Raw genomic sequence first — 26,551 nt, forward strand, 5'->3', positions numbered from 1 at the left:
GCCTTCGGACCGTGCTCAACCGGAGCGCACGACCGCCGACCTCAGTTACCGGAGATCCGGAACGGAAGCATCATGTCGTGGTCCTCGTGATCGAGGATGTGGCAGTGCCAGACATATCCCTGCAGAGTCGGTCCGTCCGTAGCACTGTGGTGCCCGTGCATCGCGTGGTCAACGGGTGCATGGAAGGGCACGTCGGGGTCGAAGCCGAGTTCCTCGATTGTGGGCCAGTACACCAGGATTCGCGTGATGTGGTCCGTCGGTGCGAGCACGGTGTCTTTCCAACCGGACTCCCACGGCTCCGGTGCTTGCTGAGGCGCGGTGACGAAGCGGTCGGCGGCCGGATTCCAGCGGGTACCGAAGTTCGGGATCGGAAGGTGCGCCGCCAGATAACCCCCGGCCCAGAACGGTTGCCTGCCCAGGACGCGAAACTTTGCCAGATGCAAGTGAATCGGATGTTCGATGATGGTGGTGTTGACGAGGTCCCATCGTTCGACCGTGCCTGGCCGGATCATTTCCACATCGTCAGTGGTGAACGGGAGGTTGTTCTGGCTCATCATGCCGGGGAGTATCGCGCCGGGGCGTGCGGTGTCGAGGTGGGTGAGCAGGGTCATCGTCCGAACCCGTTCCGGCTCGGCAAGTTTCGGCAGCCGCGGTGGTAGCCCGGCGTCGCCGCGTAATCGAGTCGGCACCGGCCCACGATGGCCCCTGCTCGCGTCCGCGGTGAATCGCATGATGATGGGTAGCGCCGGAATCAAGAAGATCGCGTTGCCGATCGCATTGGGTTCGTCGTTGCACAGTTCGACGGACTCACCTGCCGAGAAATCGCCGAAATCGACCAGGATGTCGACTCTTTCACCGACGCCCAGCCTTATCGAGGTCGTCCGCACCGGTGCGTCCAGCAGTCCCTGATCGGTGCCGATCACCAAGAACGGCATGTCGTTGGAGAACCTGAACCGATAGGTGCGACCGTTGGAGCCTTGCACGATCCGGAACCGGTAGCGGCCGCGCGCGACTGTCATTGTCGGCCAGGCGATGCCATTGACACAGGCCACGTCGCCGAAGGTGGCTGATTGGTTATAGCCTTGCGGCAGGAGGAATGTCGAGCGTGCTTGGAGTGAGCCATCGGCGTTGAACGTCCGATCCTGAATCAGCAGCGGTACTTCGAACTCCCCGGCGGGTAAGCCGAGCGGGTTGTCGGCGCGGCCGGTATCCCATTGGTCGCGAACCAGATACGGTCCGGCCAGGCCCGCGTACACGTTGAGCCGGGTGATCCCCATCGCGTGATCGTGATACCACAGCGTCGCGGCTTCCTGGCGATTGTCGTAGGTGTTGTGCTGGGTTCCGCCCTTGCGCCAGTTCGCCATTGGATGTCCGTCGGAGGACGGCTCGGTGGGCGCCCCGTGCAGGTGCACTGTTGTTCGCGGGTCGGATCGATCGTGTTCCGTCGCGTGCCGCATGGTGGTGTCGATGTCGTCGGCGAGCGGGTGCCGGCCGATCGCGTGGTGAATGCTCAGCTCGGACTTCTCGCCGGAACGCGCTTCGAGAACCGGACCGAGGTGATCCTGGTCGTAACCCAGCGTCGGCGTCGGCGGCAGGTCTCGATGGAATCGGTGCGCGCCCGACCGTGCTGTCAGAGTGCCGTCGGCGGACCGGACCTCCGGAGGAGGCAAGGCATCGACGAACGGGCGTATCGGCGGTGACTGGAATCCCGTCGGATTCACCGGCGGTGCAGGCAGGTCCGGGATAGGAATCGGCGCGGGAGGAATGGGAAATACCGGCGGCTCGGCCAGCGCGACGCGGACGGGCCGACCCGACATCGTCCCGGCGGTGGCCATGCTCGCAACCATCCACAACAGCGCCCTGCGAGTGACCATTCGACGCCCCTTCAAGCCGCAAAGCTGATGGTTGCCGCTGGTTAGCGTACCTGCCGTCGGTGGGCTTTCCGCAGCTCGACGCGGGTGTTCGGCGGGCCCGTGATGGCGAGACGGATTGCGGCGCAAGCGGCCCATCGCTCATCAATTAGGGTAGGCAAACCGTATTGATCGCTATCGAAGGTAACCGACACACATGGATCGCGCCCGCAACCGGACGCTCCCGCTCGTAATGGGGCTGGTGCTGCTACTGGCAGTGCTCGCGTTCGCGGCGCTGCTGAGCATCACCGTCGGTTCGCGCGCGTTGACGTTCCCGACCGTGGTGGACGCGTTGTTCCACTACAACCCCGCCGATGTCGATCACGCCGTCGTGCGCGATCTCCGGTTGCCGCGCACGATGATCGGCGTGCTGGTCGGTATCGCGCTGGGACTGGCCGGATCGATCATCCAGGGAGCGACCCGAAACCCGCTCGCAGACCCGGGACTGCTCGGTGTCAACGCGGGTGCGGCCTTGTTCGTCGTGCTCGGGATCAGTGTGCTCGGCCTGAGCTCGGTGACCAGTTACGTGTGGTTCGGCTTCGCGGGCGCCGCGGTGGCGGGCGCGGTGGTGTACTTCGTCAGCTCGCTCGGCCGCGACGGCGCCACGCCGATGAAGCTCGCGCTCGCCGGCGCCGCGGTGACCGCCGCGTTGCAGTCGGTGACGAGTGGGATGTTGCTCACCGACACCACCACCTTCGATCAATACCGCTTCTGGCAGGTCGGCTCGCTCGCCGAGCGCGACCTGCCGACCATCGGCCAGGCGCTGCCGTTCCTCGCGGTCGGCGTGCTGCTCGCGGTGCTGTCGGCGCGCATGTTGAACGCGCTCGCGCTCGGCGAGGATGTTGCCCGCGCGCTTGGCCAGAATGTGCCGGTCGCTCGCGGTGTCGCCGCGCTCGCGGTGGTCATCCTCTGCGGCGCGGCAACGGCCATCGCCGGGCCAATTGCCTTTGTAGGCCTGATGATCCCGCACGCGGCCAGGCTGATCACCGGCCCCGACCACCGTTGGCTACTGCCGTACGCCGCGGTGCTGGCCTCGATCCTGCTGCTCGTCGCAGATGTGGTCGGACGCGTCATCGCGCGCCCCGCCGAGGTGCAGGTCGGCGTGGTGACCGCCGTCATCGGCGGCCCGCTGCTCGTCATACTGGTCCGCCGCCGCAAGTTGGTCGAGGCATGAGCGAGTTTCAGCGCGCGAATAGAAAGCACAGCGCCCCCGAGGACACGACGGAGTCGAGCGCTAACGATGCGGCCGCGCTGCCCGCCGCCGATGTGGCCGCGCTGCCCGCCGCCGATGTGGCCGGGCTGCCCGCCGCCGATGCCGCGGCACTGCCCGGCGGCGGGTTGGTTGCACTGAGCACTGTCGATCCGGTCGCACTGACGACCGTCGATGCGGCCGCACTGACGACCGTCGATGTGGCCGCACTGACGACCGTCGATGTGGCCGCGCTGGCCGCCGTCGCTCACGCGCGACGCAGCGGCAGCACTCGCGCACGGCTGGTAACGCTCGCGTTGTTCCTGACGCTGCTCTTGGTTTTCGCGCTGTCGCTCACCGTCGGCTCGTATTCGGTTCCGCTGAGCGAAGTTCCGGGCATTCTGCTCGGTGGCGGGGCCGGGCAGGACAGGTTCGTGATCACCCAGCTGCGGTTGCCGCGCGCGGTCGCCGCCACACTGGTCGGTATCGCATTCGGCATGGGCGGCACGCTGTTTCAGCGATTGCTGCGAAACCCGCTGGCCAGTCCCGATGTGATCGGAGTGTCCCAGGGCGCGAGCGCGGCGGCCGTCGCCGGGCTGATCGTCTTCGGACTGTCCGGCGCGGCGTTGTCGCTGGCCGCTTTCGTCGGCGCGGTCGGCACCGGCGCGGTGATCTATGGTCTCGCGCGGCGCGGCGGGGTGAACGGTTTCCGCCTCGTGCTGGTCGGCGTCGGTGTCGGCGCGGTGCTGACCAGCGTGGTGTCGTACCTCATGACGTGGGCGGATGTCGCACTCGCCCAACAGGCTTTGGTCTGGATGATCGGAAACCTCAACGGCCGCAGCTGGGTTCAGGTACTGCCGCTGGCGATCGCGCTCGCGGTGCTGATACCCGCCGCCGCGCTGCTCGCTCCCGCGCTCAACGGCTTACAACTCGGTGACGACGTCGCGGCCGGCCTCGGCCTGCGGGTGGAGTACACGCGGCTGCTGTTGCTGCTGATCGCCACCGCCAGTGTGGCTTTCGCGACGGCGGTGGCCGGTCCCATCGCGTTCGTCGCCTTCGTCGCGAACCCGATCGCCACCCGGCTGACCGGCGGCGGTCGGACGGCTTTGATCCCGGCGGCGCTCACCGGCGCGCTGGTCGTGCTGATCGCCGATTTCGTCGCACAGCATCTGCTCGGCGCCCCGCTGCCGGTCGGGGTGGTGACCGGCGCGGTCGGCGCGCCGTATCTGCTGTGGCTGCTCGCCGCGGCCAACCGCGCCGGGCGAATCTGAAAGGGCTTGGCGTGTCTGAAAGGGATAGCGTGACACCAACTCTGCACACCGAGCAGCTGCGGCTCGGCTATGGACCGGTGACGATCGTGCACGACCTCACGGTGCGCATCCCCGAGGGCCGGGTGACGATGATCGTCGGCACCAACGCGTGCGGGAAATCGACCTTGCTGCGCGGCCTGGCGCGACTGCTCGCCCCCACGCACGGCGGGGTTTACCTTGGCGGCGAGCCGATTTCGTCGTTGCGCAGCAAGGATGTCGCGCGAGTGCTCGGCCTGCTGCCACAGTCCCCGGTCGCGCCCGAGGGCATCACGGTCGCGGACCTGGTCGGTCGCGGTCGCTACCCGCATCAGGGCATGTTTCGCCGATGGACCCCCGAGGACGACGCCGCGGTGGCACGCGCCCTGCAGGTCACCGACACCGTCGAACTGGCGTCGCGCTCGGTCGACGAACTCTCCGGCGGCCAGCGGCAGCGGGTGTGGATCGCGATGGCGCTGGCCCAGCGCACCCCGATCATGCTGCTGGACGAGCCGACCACCTTCCTCGACATCGCCCATCAGGTCGAAGTGCTCGACCTACTCGCGGACCTCAACAAAACCGACGGCACCACGGTGGTGATCGTGATGCACGACCTCAATCTGGCCGCCCGCTACGGCGATCACCTCATCGCCATGAAAGCCGGCCGCATCGCCCGCGAGGGTGCGCCCTCGGACATCCTCACCGCGGAATTGGTCGAGGACGTCTTCGGCCTGCCGTCCCAGATCATCCCGGACCCCGTGTCCGGCACCCCGATGGTCGTGCCGATCGGCCGACATCGCTCCGGCCGGGCCGCCGCGCCCGCTACCCGGTCTTAGAAAGGAATCACACAATGGCTCGATGGACGAAAGCGGTGGTCGCGGTCGCCGCCGCCGCGCTGCTCGCCGCCTGCGGAACCGACCCCGCCACCACCCCCGCGAGCGCGGGCGATACCGGTCACGGTGACAAGAATGTCGCCACCGGCGGGGCACAGTTCGCCACCGCCGATACCGAGACCGCCAAACTCAAGGCCGATGTCGGGCCCGGGGTATTTCCCCGTACAGTAACCCAGGCGATGGGACCGACTCGGATCGAGAAAAAGCCCACGCGGGTAATCGTTCTCGACTCCGGCGAGCTGGATGACGTTCTCGCACTGGGCGTTACGCCGGTCGGCATGGCCACCACCGCCGGACAGCAGGGCGTGCCGTCGTATCTGGCCGACCGGGTGCAGAACATTGCGACGGTCGGTCCGACCAACACACTCGACCTGGAGAAGATCGCCGCGCTGAAGCCGGATCTGATCCTGGGCAGCAAGTTACGCGCCAACGATCTGTATCCACAGTTGTCGGCCATCGCGCCGACCGTGTTCTCCATCCGGCCGGGCTTCCCGTGGAAAGAGAACTTCCTGCTGGTCGGCGCCGCGCTCGGCGCGGAGGAGCAGGCCACTAAGCTGCTCAACGACTATCAGGGCAAGGCGAATCAGGTGAAGGCCAAAATGCCTGGCGCACCTACGATTTCGCTCGTGCGCTTCATGAGCGGCAACATTCGCCTGTACGGCAACAAGTCCTTCATCGGCGTCATCCTCACCGACGTCGGCCTGCCGCGACCGGCGAACCAGAACGTGGACGAACTGGCGGTGCAGGTCTCGAAGGAGAACATCGATCAGGCCGCCGCCGACTGGATCTTCTACTCGAGCTACGGCGCGGACGTCTCGCCGGACCAGAAAGCGGTCACCTCGGGTCCGATCTGGCGGAACTCGGCCGCGGTCAAGGCCGGGCACGCGATCGCGGTCGACGACGAGGTGTGGTTCCTCGGCCTCGGTCCGATCGGCGCGATGCGGGTGCTCGACGACCTCGGCAAGATCCTGGCCTGACGTCGAGGCCAGGACGCAGCGCGGACGGGTCCCATTTCGGGGCCATCTTGGCTGCGCCTGGCCCCGGATCGGCGCGGGCGGGGTAAACCGGACGGTATGGGCGAGTCAACAGATCTGGAGACCCCGCCGGCGGTAGCCGGTCGCTCGGCGGAATTCTGGGGATATGTGATGTGGGGCTCGGCGGGGCTGGTGATCGCAGTGCCCGAGCTCGCGTCGGCGACCGGTCTGGCCGGCTGGCCGACCATTTCCGCGACGATCGGCCACCTCGAGACCCAGCACGACTGGGTGCGGGTGCTGGTTGTCTTCGTCATCGCGGTGGTCGGGTACTACGCCATCCCGCAGCTGTTGGTGAACCCGGCGATGCCGCCGAGTGTCTTGGCGGGCAAGCCGGTGACCGCCGGTGGTCGGGTAACGCGCGCCAACGGCGGTATGCGGTTTGCCAGTCTCGGGGGATACCTCGTGCTTGCCGGGGTCGCCTACTTCGGCGCGGTCGCGTACGCGGTGGCCGACCGGGCGGTGAATCCGGACTCCTACCTCGGCGCGTACGTCCTCTACGGCACCATCGCGCTGTTGTGGGTCGTCGTCCCCAGCCTGCTGGCGCTGTTCGCCAGCCGAGATGTCCCGTTTCCCACGCTGTTTCGCACGATCGGTTATCTCGAGCGCCGGGCACATCCGGTCGCCGCGGTACTGACAGGCCTGCTGGTTGTCCTGCTCATTCACCTGGCCTTGTATCCCTGGCCGCGCATCCTCGACTGACCGCTCGACGGGAAAGGCGGTGCGCCGGTTCCGCGAGGCGGGTGCGCCACCGCACCACCGCGCTACCTGCTTCGTCGGAAGCGCTCCTGCAGCTGCGGGTCGTTCTCCCACCACAACGCTGACGTAACCGGTTGCGCGTCAACGGTATTCGCATCAGGGTGCCCGCCGTCGAGCTCGGCGTCGACGTGTGCGGCGCTGCGGCGTTCGTCGACCCGGAACGCCCGCATCAACACGAACAGGAACGGCAGGCCGAGCACATCGGCGAGGATCCAGAGCAGCCCGGCACCGATCGTCTGATCGGTAGCCTGCGACGGACCCCAGGTGCGCCCGAGCCCGGCGTAGTAGCCGGCCGCGATCGTCGGCCCCAGCCAGACGACCACGCCCAGCACACCATCGCCGAGGGTCTCCGCGACCGTGATCAGCAGCGAGATGCCCTGTGAATAACGGCGTGGCACCGGATCGACTTGGACACGCGAGTAGAAGTAACCGAATCCGACCGCGACCAGGACCAGCCGGGTCAGCAGATCAACCGATTCGTTTTCCAGCACATGGCGATACCACGGCGTCAGATACAGCAGCCACGGCGTTGCCAGCATCGCGATCGACGTTGTCGCGGGATAGGTCGCGATCCGCGCCGCCTTGCTCGCCAAGAGGGCGTCGACGCGTTGCCGCCTGGCCGGCGAACCACCCTCGCGTAGCACGGTCACCGGCTTGCCCAGCGCCAACCCGAACGGCACGACCATCAGCAACAGCACCACCTGCAGCGCCCGCACCCAGAACAGCGTGTCGGCGTACACCCCGACGAAGCTCATCGTCGCCAGCACCCACATCCCGAGCCCGACACCCAGGAAGCAGCACACCCGAGAACTACTGACGGCGGTGCCTGCACGCGCCGCAACGGCGTTACCGCGCAGGTACGCGCCACCGATCACCACCACAACAAGCGCGGTCGACCAATCCCATTGCCAGGAATCGAACGCGGTGTAGAGCGTCAACGGAGTCTGTGCAAGCGCCACAGACGGAGTATCCACCTGGTCGATCTCCTATCAGCGGCCGGTACAGGCCGAATGGGTTTCAGCTCCACACACCGCTGTCGACGACCCAGATTCCCAGGTCGCCGCGCGTTGCCGGTTGGGCGAGGTGCAAAGCGATCCTGCTGCCGTCGTGATTCGTCAAGAAAACGACCGTCGGGGCGCCGGTCTCGGCTGCGACGTCGGACCAGCCGAATCGCTGTAGCGCGAACGTTTTCGCGACCTGAACACGATCCAGTCGCCACGGTTGATGACCGTTGTCGACCGCTTGCTGCAGGTCGCTGCTCTGCTGTGCGGAGAGCCCTTCACCGGCAAACGCTGTCCCGGACGGCGGGTGTGCGGGTTGCGTCGATGGACCCGGCGCCGAGGTCGACGGCGGCGCGGTGGTGGATCGCGATGCGGACGGTGTGGCGGCGACCGTCGTCGAGGCCGGTGCCGGCGGTTGGGTGGTGGACGGGGTCGACGTGGTCGCACACCCGCTGATCACAATGACACAGGTGAGGAGCCCGAGAATCGTCACCGCGAGCCGCCGGGTCAGTAGGGTCGATGTGCGAAAAGCGCGGTTGGGCACGGTGATATGCATGGGTTTCCCCCTCAGCTCGGAACCGACACCCCGACCGCGATGTTCGACAGACCGCTGCCCTCCCATTGTGCCGACCCGCACTGCCCACGCGCCAACCCGACGAAACGCACGACATCCCCGACGAATCCGCACTCAGTGTGGCGGTATCGCCCAAGAAGACCCCGCCATGGTGCGCTACTGAATCCGGATTCGCGGAGCTGGATTACCGGGAATCGACCTGGGCGCGGATCCATGCGAGATTCGCGCGCATGCCGTCCGCCCATTCCTCCAGTCGCCGCGCGACGATCCGCCCTTCGAGTTCCGGTGACGCGGTGATGGCGGGAGTCAACCCTGATGGGGCAGGGCCCATGCGCGCCCATTGCCGGACGATCACGCCGTCGCGGGCCGGGTCTATCTCGAAAGCCCAGGTGGCGCTGGCAGCGTCGGCAGGGCCGAGCACCCGCCAGACCCAGCGACGCTGGGGGTCGACTTCGACCACCTCACAGACGGTTTCCCAGGACCCCAACGCGGCGTGCTCATTTCGACCGCGGAACCGTGCGCCCGGCTCGACCCGGTCCGCGGTTCCCTCCCACTCGACCGACACCAGTTCGGCGGAGCACCGTACCGGTAGCTCGATGTCGGTGACCAGGGCCCATGCGGTCTCGGCGTCGCAGGAAATCCGTTCCGCCACTTCGATAGTGGGACAGTCTCGATAGCGCATCCGCACCCTTCCCTTCGGCTTCGATCCGAACTCTCTATACGCTATTGCCACTATGGCCCAGGAGGCACTATGCGTATCGGTGTTCTGATCGAGCCACGGCTGCCCGGCGCGGTGGACTTCGCCGTCGCGGCGGAGCAGGCCGGGGCTTCGTCGCTGTGGGTGGCGGAGGTCTGGAGCTATGACGCGCTCACCGGACTGGCTTATCTGGCGGCCAAGACGTCGTCGATCCGGTTGGGCACGTTCGTCGTTCAGCTCGGCTCGCGCACGCCGGCACTGTTGGCGACCTCGGCCCTGAGCCTGCAGGAGCTGTCCGGCGGCCGATTCGACCTCGGCATCGGCGTTTCTGGGCCACGGGTCATGGAGGGGTGGCACGGCGTCCGATTCCGCCGTCCGGTGCAGACCACCCGCGAGACGATCGAGATCATCCGGACGGTGAGCCGCGGCGAACGCCTCGAACATCCCGGCGAGATCTATCCGCTGCCACTGCCCGACGGACCCGGGCGGGCACTGCAACCCATGGTGCGCCCGGCGCACGTCCCGATCTACAACGCGGCGATGGGTCCGCGCAACCTGCGACTGACCGGCGAACTCGCCGACGGCTGGCTCGGCAACGCGTTCATCCCCGAAGCGGCCGAGGTTTTCCTGGATCCGTTGCGCGAGGGCGCGATTCAGGCGGGTCGCGAGCTGTCCGAACTCGACCTGGTCGCGCCGGTCGCCGTCGAGATCACCGACGACGATCAGGCGGCCGCCGAGGCGATCGAAAAACACGCCGAGGGTTACGCATTCACCATCGGCGCGATGGGCGAAGGTGGTCGGAACTTCTACAACGACGCCTTCACCCGCCTAGGTTTCGGAACCGCCGTCGAGCAGGTCGCCCAGCTATGGCAGTCCGGCGACAAAACCGCCGCGCGCCGCGCTGTGCCCCGCGAACTCGGCGAACTCACCAACCTCATCGGCACGCCACCGCGGATCGCCGAGCGACTGACACACTATCGCGCCGCCGGAATAACCAGCCTGCTGGTCAAACTCGACGGCGACTACGAGCACCAACTGTCGACCCTGCGTCGACTGATCGCCATCGAATCCGGCGTCACAGAGTGAAAAAGTTTCTGCGACAAGGACACTCGCTCAAGGCCCTGTGGGTAATCGCACCGTGACGCAAAGCCCGCCGTTGAGGCGAGCGGCGAGGGTGAGGGTTCCGGCGTGAGCATGGGTGATGCTGTTGACGATTGCCAAGCCGAGACCGACACCTGCGTGATGAGTGCGGACGCGTTCGGTGCCGCGCTGAAACGGCTCGACCAGCGTGGAAACCAATGGCGGAGTGAGCATTTCGCCGGTGTTCTCGACCGTCAGCACAACACTGTCGGGGTGAGTCCTGGTCGTGACCCACGCGGTGCCCCGTTCGGGCAGGTTGTGCACGATCGCGTTGTGCACGAGGTTCATCGTCAACTGCTGCAGCAGCGCGTGCGAGCCGATGGTGCGGGTCAGGTCGCCGGACGTCGCGAGGGTGACGCCATGCTTTTCCGCGAGGGGCAGCAGCGTTTCCGTGGCTTCTTCCGCGAGCAGGGACAGGTCGACCTGCTCCCGAGTGAATGACCGTTGGTCGGCACGGCTGAGCAGGAGCAACGCTTCGGTGAGGTCGATCGCGCGAGTATTGACGGCATGCAGGCGGTCGACCAGTTCGTCGGCGTCGCGGTCGCGATCGTTGCGGGCCACATCGAGCAGTGTCCGCGTAATCGCCAGCGGGGTGCGCAGTTCGTGCGAGGCGTTGGCGGCGAACCGCTGTTGCTCGGCGACGTGTGCCGCCAGCCGCGCGAGCATGGTGTCGAAGACGTCGGCGAGTTCGCGGAACTCGTCGCTGCGGCCCGGCAGCCGGATCCGGTGGGAGAGTGAGCCATTCGCGGCCATGCGGGTGGCGGCCGTGATGCGAGTCAGTGGGGTGAGCATCCAGCCTGCGAGCAGCCATCCGCCCACCAGACCGAACGTCAGCAGGAATGCCATCACGATGGTGACGAACGGAACGAAGGCGCGCAGCAGGGCGGAGCGATCGATCCAAAAACTACCGGCGGTGCTGATGAAACCGTCGGGCAGGAACCACAGGTAGAAGACGCACACGGCGGCGAACAACAGGACACCGACGACCATGATGAATCCGGCGTAGCTGAGGGTGAGTTTGAGGCGAACACTCAATCCCGGCTGCCTATTCACGATCGTCCCCGGTGTCGATCCGGTACCCGACGCCGGCCACAGTGGCGATGATCGAGGGTTCGCCCAGCCGTTTGCGCAGTGCCGAGACGGTGATGCGCACAGCGTTGGTGAACGGGTCCGCGTTCTCATCCCACGCCCGCTCCAATAGGTCTTCGGCGCTCACCACACCACCTTCCGCCGCGACAAGGACTTCGAGCACGGCGAATTGCTTGCGAGTCAGCGCAACGTACCGGCCGTCACGAAAGACCTCGCGGCGGAACGGATCCAGCCGCAGCCCGGCGATCTCCCGCACGGGCGGCCGGTTGTGGGCGCGCCTGCGGTCGAGCGCTCTGAGCCGGAGTACGAGTTCGCGGAGTTCGAACGGCTTGGTGAGGTAGTCGTCGGCGCCGAGCCCGAACCCGGTCGCCTTGTCGTCGAGCCGGTCGGCCGCGGTGAGCATCAGGATCGGCATGCCGCTACCGGACGCGACGATGCGCTGGGCGATCTCGTCGCCGGACGGCCCGGGGATGTCGCGATCGAGAACGGCGATGTCATAGGCGTTGACGCTCAGCAGCTCCAGCGCGGTGTCGCCGTCACCGGCCAGGTCGGCGGCGATCGCGTCCAGGCGCAGGCCATCCCGGATGGCTTCGGCCAGATAGGGTTCGTCCTCGACGATCAATACACGCATAGACGCTCGATTCTCCCAGGCCGGGGATATCGCGGGCATATCGAAAACCGCATACGCGCTGGCAACGCCGCGCCGCCTTGACTCGAGGCATGAACCACAGCGAAGTACCAACGGCCACCCGCCGAGTACCCATACTCGCAGCCGTGGTCGTCAGCATCGCGGCCATCGGTGTCCTCGCTTGGACAATCGGTATTCCGCACGGTGACCACGAGACACTATCCGCGGCCACCGTCACCGGTGGCGCCGTGCCCGGCGGCGTGTCGATCTTCGACGACAAACATCCATCCGTGGTCAATCTCGACCCCGAGCTGCTCGGAGCCCTGCGCCGAGCCGCCACCGACGCCGCGGACGACGGGGTCGCGTTCGTCGTCAACAGTGGCTGGCGCTCCCCGGAATACCAGCGACAACTGTTGCGTGACGCGGTCTCGAAGTACGGCTCGGAATAGGAAGCTGCCCGCTGGGTCGCCACCCCCACCACGTCCGCTCATGTGGCGGGAGAGGCGGTCGACGTCGGGCCCGCCGAGGCTGCGGCGTGGCTGTCCATGCGCGGCACCGAGTACGGGCTGTGCCAGATCTACGCCAACGAGCCCTGGCACTACGAACTGCGTCCCGAAGCCGGCGAAAGCGGTTGCCCGCCACAGTATGCCGACCCCACCGAGGATCCGAGGATGCAGCAGTGATCACGGACTTGCCCGCGGCCGGCGGTACTCGGACCAGCCGAAATCTGCTGGCACAGATCGCGTTACGATTCTGCGTAGTCTATTTCGGCCTGTTCTGCGTGCTACTCACGTACATCCCGTTCACGCTGCTCGGCCTCCTCGACCGCTGGCTCCGCCGATACCACGGACCGTCTGATATGTCCCTGACGGACCCGATCACCGGTTGGGTAGGCCGCACGGTCTTCGGGATCGACGCGGTGCAGCACAAGGACTCCGGCGCCGGCGACCAGGCCGCCGCCTGGGTGCTGATGTTCTGCATCCTGGTTATCGCCGTGGTAGCCACCGCCGTATGGACGGCTTTCGACCGTCGTAGCTCCCACCCCCGCCTGCTGGCGTGGTTCACGCTGTTCCTGCGGGCATGTCTGGGTGGGCAGATGCTGTCGTTCGGTTTCGCCAAACTGATCCCCACCCAGATGCCCGGCCCCACACTGGCCCAACTGTTGCAGCCGTACGGCGACCTGAGCCCCGCCTCGGTGCTGTGGCTGCAGATCGGCAGCTCCCCTCCGTACGAAATGGCCCTCGGCGCAGTGGAAGTCGTCGCCGGACTGCTGCTGTTCGTGCCACGGACCGCCGTGCTCGGCGCCGCATTGAGCCTGGCAAGTATGGCCCAAGTCTTCCTGACGAACATGACATTCGACATACCGGAAAAACTACTCGCCTCCCACCTACTGCTGATCAGCCTGGTCCTACTCGCCCCGAACCTCCGCCAGTTAGTCAATATCTTTGTGCTGCAACGCGAGTGCAAGCCGCTGACGCAACCCGCGCTGTTCACCACCGACCGAAGGAATCGCATCGCACCGTGGATCCAACTGGCCCTCGGCCTCTGGGTCGCCTTCGGCTGCGGCTATGACCGCTGGGTAGTCTGGCAAGACCAATACGGCCCCAACAGCCCGAAGTCCGAACTGTACGGAATCTGGGACGTACAAGACTTCACCCTCGACGGACACCCGATACCACCACTGACAACCGACGAGAATCGTTGGCAACGGCTAGTTTTCGACGATCCATCGAATGCGACCTATCAGCGGATGAACGGCGAACTAGTGCCGATACGCGCCGACTTCCGCCCCAACGGACAGCTGGAACTCACCACGAACCCAACCGTCGAAAAGATCGGGCACCAGCCACCATTCGCGACATTATCTACCGAGCAACCCACCCCGGACCGGCTGGTATTGAGTGGCTCACTGCAGGACCGCCCGGTCGTGATCACCCTAGAACGCGTCGATCTGAGCACCTTCACCTTGCGCAGCCGCGGATTCCACTGGGTACAGGATTATCCATACTTCCGCTAGCGGAAGCCAGCCGCGCTACCCCGCTCCCGACTCGCCTGCCTCGCTGCACGGCGAGCCTATTTTGATCATCCGGCCGAAATGCGAGATGCTCAGCTGGACAAGCGATCACGAGGAATCGGTGTCGTTGGCTTCTCGGGCGATACCGACCTCATTTCCTCATGATCGGCCGACCAACTGCTGAGTGGTGGGCGCACCGACGTATCTCGTTGTTAGGTTGGACGGTATGTCTGAGCTCGGACCCGTTGCCTGGCCACCTTCGCCGATCAGGACCGAGCGGCTTGTGCTCCGCGAGTCCGAGGCGCCGGACCGCGCGGCGTTCATCGAGCTCTTCGCATCGCCGGAGGTGGGCAGCTACATCGGTGGCTCTCGTCAGCGTGATGAACTCGAGCGCACGATGCCTGAGGTCCCGGGGCGACGGCCTGGTCTGTTCGTGATCGATCTCGCCGGGGCGATGATCGGCATGATCACCCTCGATCGGCGCGACACCGAGCGTCCGGGCCGCGTCCGTCCGGGTGCCGGAGATGTCGAGCTCGGCTACATGTTCCTGCCGGCGGCGTGGGGATACGGGTACGCAGCCGAGGCGTGCGGGGCGGCACTCGATTGGTTCGCTGACGTGCTTCCCGGCGAGCCGTTGGCACTGTGCACTCAGACCGTCAACGACCGCTCGATGCGCCTCGCGATGAAGTTGGGGTTCACCGAGGTTGAGCGGTTCGAGGAGTACGGCGCTGAGCAATGGCTCGGCCTGTGGTCCTCGGTCACAGTGTCCACATAATGCATTGCGGTGCATTTGCTGAATTTATGCTTGGGTGTTGTGCGCATCCGGCGAACAGGGTGTGGCACTCGAGCGCCAGCGCTCGCGCGATGTCTCAGTGCTCGCGGTATTAAATTGGCTCCTGACGGCCGACAGTGCACTTCACTGATGGTTTCGAGTAACAAGCGCGAACCGCGGACGATGTGTTCTAGACAACACCGATTCAGGAGGTTCGGAATGCTGACTGCGAAGCGCATTGTCGCTAGCTCTGTTGTTGCCACTGCCGCCGCAGCCGCTGTGCTCGCCGGTGGTGGCGTCGCCCAGGCCGACGTGCCGGTATGGCAGGCCAACTGTCACGTCTACACCATCTTCAACACCGGCGGAATGTCCAATTGCGAGCTGCCGACCTGGCATCAGGTGAAACTCACCTGCGTCGCATGGCCGGTCCCTTTCACCTACTGGAAATACGGCCCGGTGCAGTATGGCCAAAACCAATCCTGGGCCAGCTGCGATTCACTGAACGCGTTGGTGGGGATCGAGGTCATCCAAGCGTAGGTGCCAACCTTTTCGGTCTGGGCAGCCTCATGCTGAGCAAGCGTGAGGCCGCCCGTATGTGGGCTACTGGCTGTCGCAGGGCTCGCACCGGGCGGCGACCGACCGCTTCGACCAGCGCGCTCAGCGATATGACACTCGGGTAGACGTGTTGTTCTGTGCCACCGGAATTGGTGGCACCAACGGCCGTATTCCGCACTGAGACACAGCCGTATTCTGTAGCCATTCCGGAGCGAGCACGAGACTCCGGAACCGGCCATGGGAGGTGGGCCGTGCAGATCACCGAGTTCAGTATCTTCGGGCTGCGGTCGGCGGTCATCGATCTGCGAGTTCGCGGCGAACCCTTGACCTTTCGGCTCTTTCCGATGGTGCACATCGGTCAGCGGCAGTTCTATCAGGAGGTCGCCGACCGACTGCGTGCGTCCGACCTGATCGTCTCCGAAGGCACCGACACACCCAGCTCTACCGGCCTCGCCATCGTCCTTGCGATGCGCATGACGTTTCAGCGCGCCGCCCGGACCCTGGTGCATCAGGACATCGATCACGCGGCGCTCGGTGTGCCCGTCGTGTGGCCGGATGCCTACTCACGCAGCAATCGACGGCGGCGGATGGTGTTTCTCTCCGTCCTCGACCTGCTGCTGCTGACTCCGTTCTATGTCGCGGTCATGGCCCTCGGCGGTCGCGGCTGGTTGTTGCGCACCAGGTTCGAAATCTCCGACAACACCGAGGTGCGGCTCCGTTTCATGAACGATGTCTTCATCCATGACCGGGACAAAGCCCTGGTGTCGGCCTTGGCGGAGATACACCAGGAGCGTCGCGGACGACACGAGGTCGTGGCGATCGTCTACGGCGCGGCGCATATGCCCGCGGTGCTCGCGGGGTTGAACGCGTTCGGCTATCGGGCGGTCGGTGCCGACTGGTTGACGGTTTTCGACGAGGCCATGACGTTTCGCCCGATCTAGGCCACCGGTGCGGTCGGATCGACGGGACCGGTTAGTATTTCGATACTTCGCGGTCCAGCAAACGGCTGTCGAGTTCGATGACGCGCGCCCAGGTGCGCCCGTTTCTGGAAACGGAGGACTCTGTGGCGAGCACTGCCGCGACGGCCCGGGGGCGCGGTGCCGGGCGCTTCACCGTGCAGGCCTGGTTTCAGCTGGTGTTGGGTGTGATGGGGATCGTGGTCGTGTTCGGCGCGGCCGCGGGTGCGCAGGTGATCGCGAACACCAACAACGCGACCGACCGGGTGCTCAACCACACGCAGCCTGCCTTGCTGCAGGCAACTCGCTTGCAGAGCGCGCTGATCAACCAGGAATCCGGCATCCGCGGCTACGCCATCAGCGGTGATCGACAGTTCCTCGAGCCTTACAGCAACGGGCTGCGGGAGCAGAGTACAGCCGCCGACCGGATCCGCACGCTGGTGGCCGGATCCCCGGCACTGCTCGCGGATCTCGATGCGGTGCAACACGCCGCGGACAACTGGCGGGTGAACTACGCACGCAATACCGACGCCGCACCTGCGACATTGGCGGCCACCTCGGCGCAGGGTAAGGCCCTGTTCGACGAGCTGCGCACCCGTTTCGACACGCAGACCGCCGATCTCACCGCCACGATCGCCGCCGACCGCCGCGCGCTCGAACACGCCCGCGCCCTGCGCAATTGGGTCCTCGCGAGCATGGTCGCGGTCGCCCTGCTGACCGGTGCGATCCTGACCGGGCTGGCCCGTCGCCTTGTCGCCCAACCACTCTCGGCCTTGGCGGCCGCGTCGTCGCGGGTCGCCGAGGGCGATTTCGATCATCACATCGACATCGCGGGCCCGGCCGATGTCGCCACCGTCGCCGACGTCGTCGAGCGGATGCGCCAACGGGTGGTCTCGGAGTTGACCGCTGCCCGTGCGCAGGAAGCGGTTCTGTCCCAACAGAAGACGGAGCTCGACCTGCAAGCCGAGGAGCTGCGCCGCTCCAACACCGAACTGGAGCAATTCGCCTACGTCGCCTCGCACGACCTGCAGGAACCGCTGCGCAAGGTCGCGTCGTTCTGCCAGCTGCTCGATAAACGCTACGGCGACAAGTTCGATGAACGGGGCAAGCAATACATCGACTTCGCCGTCGACGGGGCCAAACGCATGCAGATCCTGATCAACGACCTGCTCACCTTCTCCCGCGTCGGGCGGGTCGCCGAAGCCGCCACCCGGGTCGATCTGCGTGCGCCGCTGGAAGCCGCGGTGAGCGATCTGTCCACGATCATCGAGGACAACGACGCCCAGGTGGAGCTGCCCGCGCAGTTGCCAGAGGTGGTGGGGGAGGCGACGCTGCTGAAGATGTTGTGGCAGAACCTGATCGCCAACGCCATCAAATTCCGCGCTCCCGATCGCGCCCCGCTGGTCCGGGTGGACTGCGAACTCGATGCCGCTTCGGGAATGTGGCAGCTGTCGGTGACCGATAATGGAATCGGCATCGCGGCCGAGTTTTCCGAGCAGGTGTTCGTGATCTTCCAGCGCCTGCACAGTCGAGAGGAGTACGGCGGCACCGGAATCGGCCTTGCCGTGTGCCGCAAGATCGTCGAATACCACGGCGGCAAGATCTGGGTCGACACCGCACGCACCGAAGGAACCCGGTTCCGGTTCACCCTTCCCGTCCTCGCCGAGGACGCACCTGCTATCCCGGCCGCACCGGCCGTCGAAGGAGTCCCGCTGTGATGATCTCTACCCGACCCGTCGATATCCTCCTTGTCGAGGACGATCCGGGCGACGAGCTGATGACCAGGGAAGCGTTCGAGGAGCACCAGATCGGCAGCACCCTGCATGTCGCCAGGGACGGGCAGGAGGCGCTGGATTTCCTGTTCCGGCAAGGCGATTACCTGGACGCACCGCGCCCGGACCTGGTGCTGCTGGATCTGAACCTGCCCAAATACAACGGCAGGCAGATCCTGGCGAAGATCCGCGCCGACGCCGAACTGTCCGACATGCCCGTGGTCATCCTGAGCACCTCGTCGGCCGAGGACGACGTACTGAGCAGCTACCGCCTGTTCGCGAACGCCTACGTCACCAAACCGGCGGACCTCGACCAATTCACCGCCGCCATCAAACAAATCGACGAATTCTTCGCCCAGGTCGCCCGCCTACCCCGCCGCAGCTGACCGCGCTCGCGAGCCGACTTCCGCCCGAATCTCGGTGGCCCAGCCGGGATAGCCCGGCAAGGATGGTCGAATGCGGTGGGTAGGGCACCTGGAGCGGATCGTCGAGCAGCAGGATCGACACGTTGCGCTACTACCACAGCCGGGCCACGCTCCGGTTGCTCCATGAAGTCGCTCAGGCAGATGACGAAAGGGCTACCACCGCAGGGGATTCCAAGGAAGACCTGCTCGTCGCTCATTCGCTCAGGTGAGCCATTGCCTGGTAGAGCTGCTCCTCGGTGAGGGGCGGCTCGGGTAGTTCGTGCCGGTTGGCGGCCTGGAGTCCGTCGATCATCAGGTGCAGGTGGCGTCGCCAGGTTTGTGGTGCGGTATGGCTTGTTGCCTCGATGATCCGGCTGTTGGCCCAGATGAGGCTGATGATGTCGGCTTCGGTCACGTCCGGCCGGACGACGCCTGCGGTCTGGGCACGGGCCAGGATGTCGCTGGTCAGCTCGCACAATCGGTTGTGCATGGCTTCGGTGTGCTCGCTGGCCGGGAAACGCATCGAGAGGAAGTCGTTGAAACCGCGGTCGCCGGCTTGGGTGCGGCACAGCACTTCGAGGAAGGTGCAGAACCCTGCCCATGGGTCGTCCATGGCCAGCGCGTCCGTGGCCGAGTCGAGGAATTCGCGCAGCTTCGGCTCGAACGCGGCCACCAGCAGATCCACCCGGGTGGGGAAGTGGCGGTACAGAGTGCCAATGGCCAGGCCGGCGTCGCGGGCGATTTGCTCGAGTGAGGCGTCGACCCCCAGCTCGGCGAAGGCGGCCTGGGCGGACTGGATGAACAGGTCGCGGTTGCGCAGCGCGTCGCGCCGAATCGGGAGGGGCGGGTCCGCGGCGGATGGCATACCCGGACTCTATCAAAGTGAGACAACCCTCAGGATAAACGGAGGCATGCCTCATTTTGTGTTACGCTCGCGGCGTACCTGAGGGCTGCCTCATCAACGGCGTCATCTTCGATAGGAAAGGTCACCTGAGTCATGACTTCACGCCCTATTCGCCTCGGTCTGTCCCTGATCGGCCAAAGCTCGGTGGCAAGTCTCGCCGAGGACGCGCGTCGTGCCGAACAGATCGGCATCGACGTCGCACTGCTGCCCGACCATCTCGGTCTGCCGGCACCGTTGCCACCGCTGGTTGCGATCGCTCAGGCCGCTCCGACACTGCGGGTGAGCAATCTGGTTCTGAACGCGTCGTTCTACCGGCCGGCACTGCTCGCTCGCGACCTGGCAAGTGTCGATTCCGCTACCAACGGCCGGCTCGAGATCGGCCTGGGTACGGGCTATGTCGAAGAAGAGTTCACCGCAGCCGGTCTTCCCTTTCCCAGCGCGCGAGCGCGGGTGGATCTGCTGACCGAGCACGTGACCGAGATCAGGCGACTCCTGTCCAGCCCGGACTATGCCCCCGCTCCCGTCCAGACGCCGCCGCCGATCATGGTCGCCGGCGTGGGCGACCGCGTGCTGACCATGGCCGCTGCGCAGGCCGACATCGTCGCCATCGCCACCATGGGCAACAAAGAACATCTTGCCGAGCGGGTCCAGTACCTGAAGGCCACAGCGGGCGACCGGTTCGACGACCTCGAACTCGCGTTCAGCTTCTTCCAGGCATCCATCGACGATCCCGATGACCTGTCGATGCTGCGGAGGCTCGCTCCCGGCCGCAGCGACGCCGACCTTCGCCAACTCGCCACCTTCCTCGGCGATTCCATCGATGAGGCGGCCGACCGAATCCGTTGCCTGCGAGACGAGTTGGGCATCAGTTACTTCAGCTTCGTACGCACACCGGGCCTGTCCTGGGACACGCTCGAGAAACTGATTGCCGCACTGAAGTAGCCGTGGCCGAGCGGTAGCCTCTAAAACCTAGTACTCTTTAGTTTTGAACGATAGGTTCGGTGCAAGCGCCTGGGGATCGACCGGATACGGAATCCGTATGACGAAAGGACGGCGACCTATGCGATGGGACCAGAGTTTTCGGTGGGGCGTGGCCGGTTCGGCCTTCCAGTCCGAGGGCGATATGCCGCCCTGTAACTGGCAGATCTACCTGACCGACGGTCAGCATCCGGATCTCGAGCCCTATCGCGAGGCCGTCGACTTCCGGCACCGCTACCGCGAGGACATCGCGCTCGCCAAGGACCTCGGCGCGCAGGTCTTCCGGTTCGGCGTGAACTGGGCCAGGGTGGAGCCCGAACGCGGGCGGCGGTCCGAGGAGGGCTGGGCGTACTACCGTGACGTGGTCGCCGCGATCCGCGCGGCCGGCCTGGAGCCCATGCCGACCCTGGACCATTTCGTCTATCCCGCATGGATTCTCGACGACGGCGGCTGGGTGGCGCCCGCCACGGTCGATCGCTTCCTCGCCTATGTCGAGACCGCGGTTCGCGAACTCGGCTCGTGCCCTTGGTGGCTGGTGTTCAACGAGCCTGCGGTGAACATTGTCATGGATACCAAGATGCGCGCGCTGACGCCGAAGCAGAGCGCGGCCATGGCCGCCAATATCGTGGCCGCGCACCAGCGGGCGTACGCGGTGATCAAGTCCGCGTATCCGGACGCCGCGGTGTCGAGCAACGAGGCCACCGGAAACCTGCCAGAGGCCCTGCGGGTTTCGGCCGATGCCGCCTTCCTGGACCAGGTGGCAGACGGGTATCTGGATTTCCTGGGACTCGACATCTACTACCCGAATATCGATGCCGAGGGCATGGCGCAGCTGGCACTGGGCACACCGTGGAACATCCCGCAGCCGCCGGACGGGATCGGTTCTGTCACAGGCTATTACGCCGAGAAGTATCCCGAACTCGCCATCTTCGTCATCGAATCCGGCATGCCGACAGACAACGGAGCACCGCGGGCCGACGGGCTGACCCGCAGCCAACAGCTGCTCAATGTCGTGGACTCCATCGGCCGGGCGCGCGAGCGCGGCGTCCCCATCGTCGGCCTGTTGTACTGGAGCCTCACCGACAACTACGAATGGGGCAGCTACCGGCCACGTTTCGGGCTGTACTCGGTGGACGCGGCAGGCGATCCGACCCTGCAGCGCGTTCCGACCGACGCGGTGGAGACCTTCCGTAAGGTGATCGCGACGAGCGACTGGTGAGCCCGCCGGCAAAACCCGGAGCGCGACGCGGCCCCTACGCCAAGGGGCTCGCCCGGCGCACGGAGATTCTGCAGGCGGCGCTGACCGCCTATGGCGCGGCGGACAATCAGCAGCAGCCTTCGCTGAAGCAGATCGCCGACTCGCTCGGCATGACCGAGGCCGGTGTCCTGCACTATTTCGACAGCAAGGATCACTTGCTGGTGTCGGTGTTGGAGTCGCGCGACGAGGTCGCACGGAAAACCTTCGACCTGACGACCTGGGACGGGATCTATGCGGCCATCCGGCGAACCTACGAAACCCCCGGCGAGGTAAAGCTTTTCGTCGACATGGTGGTCGCGGCCGCCGACCCGAATCATCCCGCGCACGCGTTTCTGACCGGCCGCGACACCGCCTTGCGCGACCTGCTCCGCCTCGTGCTCGGTCAGGGCGGCGACGAAGACGATTGGCAGCCACGCATTCTCGTCGCGGCGATCGATGGCCTGCAGCTGCGGTGGCTGCGTGATCCGCGCATCGACATCCTAGCGGACATGCAACGGCTCGTCGAAGCACTGGCGCCCGGCCGTTCAGCGGCAGCGTCGAACCCCGATCAAGAGGTGTGACATGCTTCACTCGGAAGCATCGATCCGGCGTTCAACCAGGCGTCGACGCTGGTCAGCACCCTCAGGCACAATGAAAACCTAGTGTTCTTTAGTTTTCAAGCGTACGCTCTGATGCATACCAGGTCTTGCCAGAACCGTCATCTCACGGCGGGTTCCACGGTCCGCCCCGACTTTCGAGCGAGGGAAAGCCATGACCAATTCGGTTGCGATTCAGACCGGCCCGTTGCAGGGCATCCCACCCCGCGTCGTCGAACTCGTGGCCGCCGCGGGTCTCACGCCCGGTCTGCTGTTCGAGGGCTTCGGCGTCGGCCCGGACGCCGAGTCCGGCTTGATCGCACAGACCCTCGGCCTGTCCGAGGAGCAGCTCGAGACGATTCGCGCGGCCCTGCGGGACGGATTGCGGACCACGGCGGCCGCGCTGACGGCCGAGCCGGAGTTCGCCGCGGCGCTGGACCGGTTGCCCTTCACCAGTGGCCAGACCGTAGTTGTTGCCGGGGACTCGCTGACCGCCGCTGCGTACAGCTGGGCGAACCTGCTCGGGGTCATCCTGGCCGACCGTGGCGTTCGCCTGGTCAACCGCGCGGTGAGCGGGCGCACCACCACCGAGACTATTCCCGCATTCAAGGCCACTCTCGCGCTCGATCCGGACTGGGTGATCATCATGCTCGGCGCGAACGACGCACGGCGCGAAGGGATTACGGCTGCCGTGCGGATGACCTCGGTGGGCGAAACCGCACGCAATCTGGCCGAGCTGGAACGCATGGCGGCCGAGCAGTCACGGGCAAAGGTGATCGTGATCCCGTCCTTCCTGGTCCTCGATCCCGCATCTGTCGAGGCCAAACGGGCCGGCGGAGACTTCTGGTATCCGGAGGATCTGGTGGCGAGCCGCCGAGCCGTGCTGGCCGCGATTCCGGGCGCGCTGGATGTCTTCTCAGGTCTGGAGGTCGGCTCGGACTACTGGTCGGCGGACGGCGCGCATCCGTCCGAGGCGGGCCAGCAACTGCTGCTGCGGGCCATAGTCACGGCACTCGGCAGCGTCGATGCGAGAGTGTCCCGACCGCGCGCCTATCCGCCGGCAAGCTTCCCGCTCGGCCCGTTCACGCCTTACACCGGCAATCCGATCCTGCAACCGGCAGGTGCGAGCTGGCAGTCGGCCAACCTCTACAACCCGGCAGCCATCGTGGTCGACAACCGGGTGGCCCTGCTCTACCGCGGGCACGCCGCGGACAAGATATCGCACATCGGAATCGCCTTCAGCGACGACGGAATTCATTTCGAGCGCGAGGACGAGCCGCTGCTCTCACCGGAATTCGACTACGAGCGTCACGGCTGCGAGGATCCGCGCATCACCCGGATCGGTGACACCTATTACCTCACCTACACCGGCCACGGCGGCGAATACACCGGCGGCCCCACCGGACCGAGTTCGCTGCTGTGCCTGGCGACTTCGACCGACCTGCGCAGCTGGACCAAGCACGGCCCACTGTTCCCCGACTTCAACACCTGGGGCCCGCTACCCTACGGGCCCGAAATCCCGTGGAACAAGGCCGGTGTCATCCACGCCGAACCGATCGACGGCAAGTACTACATGTATTTCGGCGAGGGCTGCATCTACTACGCCACCTCCGAGGACCTGCTGCATTGGACGCCGTGCCCGCAGGACGAGCCGATTCATACACCGACGCCGGGCAATTGGGACGGCACCCTGGTGGAGATCGGCGCGCCACCGGTCACCACGGCCGACGGACTCCTGGTGTTCCTCACCAACTCGGCCGCCGCGACCTCTCCCCAGGACGTCGACTACCGCTGCGGGCAGATCGCCATCGCACGCAACGATCCGACCCGGGTGATCGCCAAGACCACCCAGCCGTGGCTGCGCCCGGCATCGTTCGAGGACACGCACGGGATGGTCGCCAATGTCACCTTCGTCGAAGGGCTGGTGCACTTCCGCGGTAGGTGGTTCGCCTACTACGGGCAGAGCGATACCACGTTGGCCGTTGCGATCTATGATCCGGCGGTCGACAGCTTCCGGCCATGACCGTGCTGGTCGGCGTCGTCCTGGGACTCACGCTGGTCGCGGCGGCAATCGTCGTGCTGCTCTGCCTGGGAGCCTTCGTCGGCAGGTCGGGTCTCCTCGGTGCGGTGGCTGCCCTCGTAATGCCCACGTTCGCGCCGCATTTCGTGCTTGTGGGGGTGTTCTGTGCGGGTATCGGATGGTGGTCGCAGGCAAAGCATCCCGGCATGGCTGCGGTGCTTCTGATGCTCGGCGGCGTCGGCGCGGTGGGCTCGGCGGTGGTGACGGTGGTGCTGGTTCGTACCGTGCGTGCCGCCGGTGGTTCGGTGAATCCGTTGCGGGCCTTGGCGTTCGGGCCCATGACCGGCAAGGCGGACAGCATGGAAAGGTACGCGACCGTCGACGGTCAGGACCTGAACCTCGAAATCTACCGTCCCACCGGTGATCGGGTGCCGGTGCTGTTCTACATCCACGGCGGCGCGTTCACCGGCGATACGCGCCTACCGGCCACGATGCGGTGGTTCGCCGACCACGGCTGGCTGGTGATCCGCCCGGAATACCGTCTGGCCCAGCCGGATCGGCCTACCTGGGACGTGGCCTCAGTCGACGTGACTCGCGCGTACGCGTGGGCTGTTGAACACGCTGGAGCGCTGGGCGGGGACAGCGAGCGAATGACCGTGATGGGTGAATCGGCAGGCGGGAACCTCGCACTGATCCTCGCGTATCGGCTCGCATCCGGGAAAGAGGTTGTGGCAGAACATCTTCCGGTCCCGCTCGCGGTCGTCGCCAACTATCCGATGGTCAGCCCGCAAGCGGCTCTGGCGCATCATCTTCTGCATATCGACCAGGACGTCGAGCAATACATCGGCGGGCTACCTGAGCAGTTCCCGGAGCGCTACACCGTCGTCGACTGCGCGTCCTACCTCACGCCGCAGGCACCGCCGACACTCGTCCTGCAGGGCACCCGAGACAGTCTGGTGCCGCCCGAATCGGTGTACGACTTCGTGACTCGGGCCGAGCAGACCGGTATGGACGTCACCCTGGTGAAAGTTCCGTTCGCCAACCACTTCTACGACGGCTTGGCCGCCGGATCGCTCGGCTTCCAAGCCTTAACGACGATCACTCGCCGATATCTGACCGCTTCGCGACACCGGAGCCGCTCATGACTCGCTCGAAACACCTGAACCTCACCGCCGCCGCGCTCCAGGTGGCCGAGTTGGTGCTCGGCCTGTTGCCGTTCGCCACCCGGGTGGCAGTGGTCAAGCGCTCATTCGAAATCGAACCGTTCACCCCGCCCGGCAACCTGGCCGAATACGCCGCGAAGGTCGAGGTGCTCGCGGGGCAAAGCTTCCCGGTCACGGATGCGCCGGCCGCATCCGTCGACATCCATCGCCCGAAGGGCTCGGCCTCCGACCGGCGACCCATCCTGCTGTGGATTCACGGCGGCGGCTTCATTGCAGGGACCAGTCGCACGGTCGGCCCCTACGCGACCATGCTTGCTGCCCAGGGTTTCGTCGTTGCGAGCCTGGAGTATTCGCTCGCTCCCGGCCAGCATTATCCGGTGCCGGTGCGCCAGGCCAATGCCGCACTGCACTACCTGCGTGACCATGCGGACGAATTCGGCGGCGACCCGAGCCGATTTTTCGTCGGCGGTGACTCTGCCGGTGCTCAACTTGCCAGCCAGGCCGCCGCTATCGAGACGAATCCCACCTTCGCCCACGCCATGAGCCTGACCGCCGCGGTCGGCCCTCGAGCTCTCCGCGGCACCGTTCTGTGCTGCGGCCCTTACGATATGACCACCGTGGCGACATCCGGCGTCTTCGCGCTGAACACGTTCATGGCAGCCTATGTCGGACAACGGAATTGGCTGAACTTCCCGAAACTCGACCAACTATCGACAGTGCGGCACGTAACAGCTGACTATCCGCCCACGCTCATCACTGTCGGCGACCGGGACCGCTTCGCAAGCCAGTCGCGCGAATTGGTATCAGCCCTCGACCGCCGGTCCGTTCCGACCACCCACGTCTTCTACGAGAACATGGGCCTGAACCACGAATACCAGTACCGCTTCGACCTCCCCCAGGCCACCACGTTCTTCCACACCGCCGTCGATTTCCTACACCGGCACAGCGCAATTCGAAACCCGATCCCACTCTGACGCCGTCGC

At 65.8% G+C, this 26,551-nt stretch carries 27 protein-coding genes; 20 read left to right on the plus strand and 7 right to left on the minus strand.

Annotated features, from left to right (window positions below; genetic code table 11):
* Positions 1 to 41 precede the first annotated feature (41 nt).
* Entirely contained in the window at positions 42 to 1,874 is a 1,833-nt protein-coding gene (locus ACFWF1_RS38845) for a multicopper oxidase family protein (RefSeq protein WP_379281241.1), read from the minus strand.
* 193 nt (positions 1,875 to 2,067) lie between these two features.
* On the opposite strand from ACFWF1_RS38845, the gene ACFWF1_RS38850 reads away from it, so the two are divergent.
* The 5 genes from ACFWF1_RS38850 (at position 2,068) to ACFWF1_RS38870 (ending at position 7,011) form a co-directional block, all read left to right on the plus strand.
* Positions 2,068 to 3,084, plus strand: a complete 1,017-nt coding sequence (locus ACFWF1_RS38850; RefSeq protein WP_379281242.1) for a FecCD family ABC transporter permease — start codon at positions 2,068 to 2,070, stop codon at positions 3,082 to 3,084.
* Positions 3,081 to 4,370 (plus strand): FecCD family ABC transporter permease, encoded by a 1,290-nt coding sequence (locus ACFWF1_RS38855; protein WP_379281243.1) that lies wholly within the window; start codon positions 3,081 to 3,083, stop codon positions 4,368 to 4,370. Before ACFWF1_RS38850 ends, ACFWF1_RS38855 begins: the two co-directional genes overlap by 4 nt.
* An 11-nt stretch (positions 4,371 to 4,381) precedes the next feature.
* Positions 4,382 to 5,221 (plus strand): ABC transporter ATP-binding protein, encoded by an 840-nt coding sequence (locus ACFWF1_RS38860; RefSeq protein ID WP_379281244.1) that lies wholly within the window; start codon positions 4,382 to 4,384, stop codon positions 5,219 to 5,221.
* A 14-nt stretch (positions 5,222 to 5,235) separates the two neighbouring features.
* Positions 5,236 to 6,255, plus strand: a complete 1,020-nt coding sequence (locus ACFWF1_RS38865) for an iron-siderophore ABC transporter substrate-binding protein (protein ID WP_379281245.1) — start codon at positions 5,236 to 5,238, stop codon at positions 6,253 to 6,255.
* A 96-nt stretch (positions 6,256 to 6,351) separates the two neighbouring features.
* On the plus strand, positions 6,352 to 7,011 hold the full coding sequence (locus ACFWF1_RS38870) for a hypothetical protein (RefSeq protein WP_379281246.1): 660 nt from the start codon (positions 6,352 to 6,354) through the stop codon (positions 7,009 to 7,011).
* 62 nt (positions 7,012 to 7,073) lie between these two features.
* Here the strand turns inward: ACFWF1_RS38870 and ACFWF1_RS38875 are convergent, their stop codons facing one another.
* From ACFWF1_RS38875 to ACFWF1_RS38885, 3 genes are all read right to left on the minus strand, one after another.
* On the minus strand, positions 7,074 to 8,027 hold the full coding sequence (locus ACFWF1_RS38875; protein WP_379281247.1) for a cytochrome c oxidase assembly protein: 954 nt from the start codon (positions 8,025 to 8,027) through the stop codon (positions 7,074 to 7,076).
* Between the two features lie 58 nt (positions 8,028 to 8,085).
* Positions 8,086 to 8,625 (minus strand): acyl transferase, encoded by a 540-nt coding sequence (locus ACFWF1_RS38880; RefSeq protein WP_379281248.1) that lies wholly within the window; start codon positions 8,623 to 8,625, stop codon positions 8,086 to 8,088.
* 202 nt (positions 8,626 to 8,827) lie between these two features.
* The gene (locus ACFWF1_RS38885; RefSeq protein ID WP_379281249.1) at positions 8,828 to 9,295 is read right to left on the minus strand and encodes an SRPBCC family protein; all 468 of its coding nucleotides are present in this window, start codon (positions 9,293 to 9,295) and stop codon (positions 8,828 to 8,830) included.
* Between the two features lie 99 nt (positions 9,296 to 9,394).
* Between ACFWF1_RS38885 and ACFWF1_RS38890 the strand changes: the two genes are divergently transcribed.
* Positions 9,395 to 10,426 (plus strand): LLM class flavin-dependent oxidoreductase, encoded by a 1,032-nt coding sequence (locus ACFWF1_RS38890; protein WP_379281250.1) that lies wholly within the window; start codon positions 9,395 to 9,397, stop codon positions 10,424 to 10,426.
* Between the two features lie 27 nt (positions 10,427 to 10,453).
* Here the strand turns inward: ACFWF1_RS38890 and ACFWF1_RS38895 are convergent, their stop codons facing one another.
* Positions 10,454 to 11,515, minus strand: a complete 1,062-nt coding sequence (locus ACFWF1_RS38895) for a sensor histidine kinase (RefSeq protein ID WP_379281251.1) — start codon at positions 11,513 to 11,515, stop codon at positions 10,454 to 10,456.
* 10 nt (positions 11,516 to 11,525) lie between these two features.
* On the minus strand, positions 11,526 to 12,200 hold the full coding sequence (gene vanR-Sc / locus ACFWF1_RS38900; RefSeq protein ID WP_379281252.1) for a VanSc-type vancomycin resistance response regulator transcription factor VanR: 675 nt from the start codon (positions 12,198 to 12,200) through the stop codon (positions 11,526 to 11,528).
* Positions 12,201 to 12,289: 89 nt separating this feature from the next.
* Between vanR-Sc and ACFWF1_RS38905 the strand changes: the two genes are divergently transcribed.
* The 8 genes from ACFWF1_RS38905 to ACFWF1_RS38940 all read left to right on the plus strand — a co-directional run bounded on the left by ACFWF1_RS38905 (position 12,290) and on the right by ACFWF1_RS38940 (position 18,652).
* Positions 12,290 to 12,646, plus strand: coding sequence for a hypothetical protein (locus ACFWF1_RS38905; protein ID WP_379281253.1), 357 nt, complete (start codon positions 12,290 to 12,292; stop codon positions 12,644 to 12,646).
* A 42-nt stretch (positions 12,647 to 12,688) separates the two neighbouring features.
* Complete coding sequence (locus tag ACFWF1_RS38910) at positions 12,689 to 12,880, plus strand: hypothetical protein (RefSeq protein WP_379281254.1); 192 nt, start codon at positions 12,689 to 12,691, stop codon at positions 12,878 to 12,880.
* Positions 12,877 to 14,214 carry a DoxX family protein gene (locus ACFWF1_RS38915; protein WP_379281255.1) on the plus strand — a complete coding sequence of 446 codons (1,338 nt, stop codon included), beginning with the start codon at positions 12,877 to 12,879 and terminating at the stop codon, positions 14,212 to 14,214. Before ACFWF1_RS38910 ends, ACFWF1_RS38915 begins: the two co-directional genes overlap by 4 nt.
* Positions 14,215 to 14,437: 223 nt before the next feature.
* On the plus strand, positions 14,438 to 14,986 hold the full coding sequence (locus ACFWF1_RS38920; RefSeq protein WP_379281256.1) for a GNAT family N-acetyltransferase: 549 nt from the start codon (positions 14,438 to 14,440) through the stop codon (positions 14,984 to 14,986).
* 216 nt (positions 14,987 to 15,202) lie between these two features.
* Positions 15,203 to 15,520, plus strand: a complete 318-nt coding sequence (locus tag ACFWF1_RS38925) for a hypothetical protein (protein ID WP_379281257.1) — start codon at positions 15,203 to 15,205, stop codon at positions 15,518 to 15,520.
* A 269-nt stretch (positions 15,521 to 15,789) separates the two neighbouring features.
* On the plus strand, positions 15,790 to 16,479 hold the full coding sequence (locus ACFWF1_RS38930; RefSeq protein WP_379281258.1) for a hypothetical protein: 690 nt from the start codon (positions 15,790 to 15,792) through the stop codon (positions 16,477 to 16,479).
* A gap of 206 nt (positions 16,480 to 16,685) precedes the next feature.
* Positions 16,686 to 18,212, plus strand: coding sequence for an ATP-binding protein (locus ACFWF1_RS38935; protein ID WP_379281777.1), 1,527 nt, complete (start codon positions 16,686 to 16,688; stop codon positions 18,210 to 18,212).
* Complete coding sequence (locus ACFWF1_RS38940; RefSeq protein WP_379281778.1) at positions 18,212 to 18,652, plus strand: response regulator; 441 nt, start codon at positions 18,212 to 18,214, stop codon at positions 18,650 to 18,652. Before ACFWF1_RS38935 ends, ACFWF1_RS38940 begins: the two co-directional genes overlap by 1 nt.
* A 232-nt stretch (positions 18,653 to 18,884) precedes the next feature.
* On the opposite strand, the gene ACFWF1_RS38945 is transcribed toward ACFWF1_RS38940, so the two are convergent.
* Positions 18,885 to 19,535: a TetR/AcrR family transcriptional regulator gene (locus ACFWF1_RS38945; RefSeq protein WP_379281259.1), complete on the minus strand. Its 651-nt coding sequence runs from the start codon at positions 19,533 to 19,535 to the stop codon at positions 18,885 to 18,887.
* Between the two features lie 132 nt (positions 19,536 to 19,667).
* Between ACFWF1_RS38945 and ACFWF1_RS38950 the strand changes: the two genes are divergently transcribed.
* The 6 genes from ACFWF1_RS38950 to ACFWF1_RS38975 all read left to right on the plus strand — a co-directional run bounded on the left by ACFWF1_RS38950 (position 19,668) and on the right by ACFWF1_RS38975 (position 26,542).
* Positions 19,668 to 20,516, plus strand: coding sequence for a TIGR03621 family F420-dependent LLM class oxidoreductase (locus ACFWF1_RS38950; RefSeq protein ID WP_379281260.1), 849 nt, complete (start codon positions 19,668 to 19,670; stop codon positions 20,514 to 20,516).
* 118 nt (positions 20,517 to 20,634) lie between these two features.
* Positions 20,635 to 21,771 (plus strand): family 1 glycosylhydrolase, encoded by a 1,137-nt coding sequence (locus ACFWF1_RS38955; RefSeq protein WP_379281261.1) that lies wholly within the window; start codon positions 20,635 to 20,637, stop codon positions 21,769 to 21,771.
* Positions 21,768 to 22,370: a TetR/AcrR family transcriptional regulator gene (locus ACFWF1_RS38960; RefSeq protein ID WP_379281262.1), complete on the plus strand. Its 603-nt coding sequence runs from the start codon at positions 21,768 to 21,770 to the stop codon at positions 22,368 to 22,370. The genes ACFWF1_RS38955 and ACFWF1_RS38960 overlap by 4 nt, the downstream gene beginning before the upstream one ends.
* Positions 22,371 to 22,560: 190 nt before the next feature.
* The gene (locus ACFWF1_RS38965) at positions 22,561 to 24,408 is read left to right on the plus strand and encodes a GDSL-type esterase/lipase family protein (RefSeq protein WP_379281263.1); all 1,848 of its coding nucleotides are present in this window, start codon (positions 22,561 to 22,563) and stop codon (positions 24,406 to 24,408) included.
* Entirely contained in the window at positions 24,405 to 25,550 is a 1,146-nt protein-coding gene (locus ACFWF1_RS38970) for an alpha/beta hydrolase (protein ID WP_379281264.1), read from the plus strand. The genes ACFWF1_RS38965 and ACFWF1_RS38970 overlap by 4 nt, the downstream gene beginning before the upstream one ends.
* On the plus strand, positions 25,547 to 26,542 hold the full coding sequence (locus ACFWF1_RS38975) for an alpha/beta hydrolase (protein ID WP_379281265.1): 996 nt from the start codon (positions 25,547 to 25,549) through the stop codon (positions 26,540 to 26,542). The genes ACFWF1_RS38970 and ACFWF1_RS38975 overlap by 4 nt, the downstream gene beginning before the upstream one ends.
* Positions 26,543 to 26,551 lie beyond the last annotated feature (9 nt).

Source organism: Nocardia sp. NPDC060255, from assembly GCF_042727395.1.
In the GTDB taxonomy this organism is placed as follows: Bacteria; Actinomycetota; Actinomycetes; order Mycobacteriales; family Mycobacteriaceae; genus Nocardia.

Bases quoted from the DNA above. Each gene is read 5' to 3' on its own strand.
- ACFWF1_RS38845 (WP_379281241.1), bottom strand. From the start codon at position 1,874: ATGGTCACTCGCAGGGCGCTGTTGTGGATGGTTGCGAGCATGGCCACC.
- ACFWF1_RS38850 (WP_379281242.1), top strand. From the start codon at position 2,068: ATGGATCGCGCCCGCAACCGGACGCTCCCGCTCGTAATGGGGCTGGTG.
- ACFWF1_RS38855 (WP_379281243.1), top strand. From the start codon at position 3,081: ATGAGCGAGTTTCAGCGCGCGAATAGAAAGCACAGCGCCCCCGAGGAC.
- ACFWF1_RS38865 (WP_379281245.1), top strand. From the start codon at position 5,236: ATGGCTCGATGGACGAAAGCGGTGGTCGCGGTCGCCGCCGCCGCGCTG.
- ACFWF1_RS38870 (WP_379281246.1), top strand. From the start codon at position 6,352: ATGGGCGAGTCAACAGATCTGGAGACCCCGCCGGCGGTAGCCGGTCGC.
- ACFWF1_RS38880 (WP_379281248.1), bottom strand. From the start codon at position 8,625: ATGCATATCACCGTGCCCAACCGCGCTTTTCGCACATCGACCCTACTG.
- ACFWF1_RS38890 (WP_379281250.1), top strand. From the start codon at position 9,395: ATGCGTATCGGTGTTCTGATCGAGCCACGGCTGCCCGGCGCGGTGGAC.
- vanR-Sc (WP_379281252.1), bottom strand. From the start codon at position 12,200: ATGCGTGTATTGATCGTCGAGGACGAACCCTATCTGGCCGAAGCCATC.
- ACFWF1_RS38905 (WP_379281253.1), top strand. From the start codon at position 12,290: ATGAACCACAGCGAAGTACCAACGGCCACCCGCCGAGTACCCATACTC.
- ACFWF1_RS38920 (WP_379281256.1), top strand. From the start codon at position 14,438: ATGTCTGAGCTCGGACCCGTTGCCTGGCCACCTTCGCCGATCAGGACC.
- ACFWF1_RS38925 (WP_379281257.1), top strand. From the start codon at position 15,203: ATGCTGACTGCGAAGCGCATTGTCGCTAGCTCTGTTGTTGCCACTGCC.
- ACFWF1_RS38935 (WP_379281777.1), top strand. From the start codon at position 16,686: ATGGGGATCGTGGTCGTGTTCGGCGCGGCCGCGGGTGCGCAGGTGATC.
- ACFWF1_RS38940 (WP_379281778.1), top strand. From the start codon at position 18,212: ATGATCTCTACCCGACCCGTCGATATCCTCCTTGTCGAGGACGATCCG.
- ACFWF1_RS38945 (WP_379281259.1), bottom strand. From the start codon at position 19,535: ATGCCATCCGCCGCGGACCCGCCCCTCCCGATTCGGCGCGACGCGCTG.
- ACFWF1_RS38950 (WP_379281260.1), top strand. From the start codon at position 19,668: ATGACTTCACGCCCTATTCGCCTCGGTCTGTCCCTGATCGGCCAAAGC.
- ACFWF1_RS38955 (WP_379281261.1), top strand. From the start codon at position 20,635: ATGCGATGGGACCAGAGTTTTCGGTGGGGCGTGGCCGGTTCGGCCTTC.
- ACFWF1_RS38965 (WP_379281263.1), top strand. From the start codon at position 22,561: ATGACCAATTCGGTTGCGATTCAGACCGGCCCGTTGCAGGGCATCCCA.
- ACFWF1_RS38970 (WP_379281264.1), top strand. From the start codon at position 24,405: ATGACCGTGCTGGTCGGCGTCGTCCTGGGACTCACGCTGGTCGCGGCG.
- ACFWF1_RS38975 (WP_379281265.1), top strand. From the start codon at position 25,547: ATGACTCGCTCGAAACACCTGAACCTCACCGCCGCCGCGCTCCAGGTG.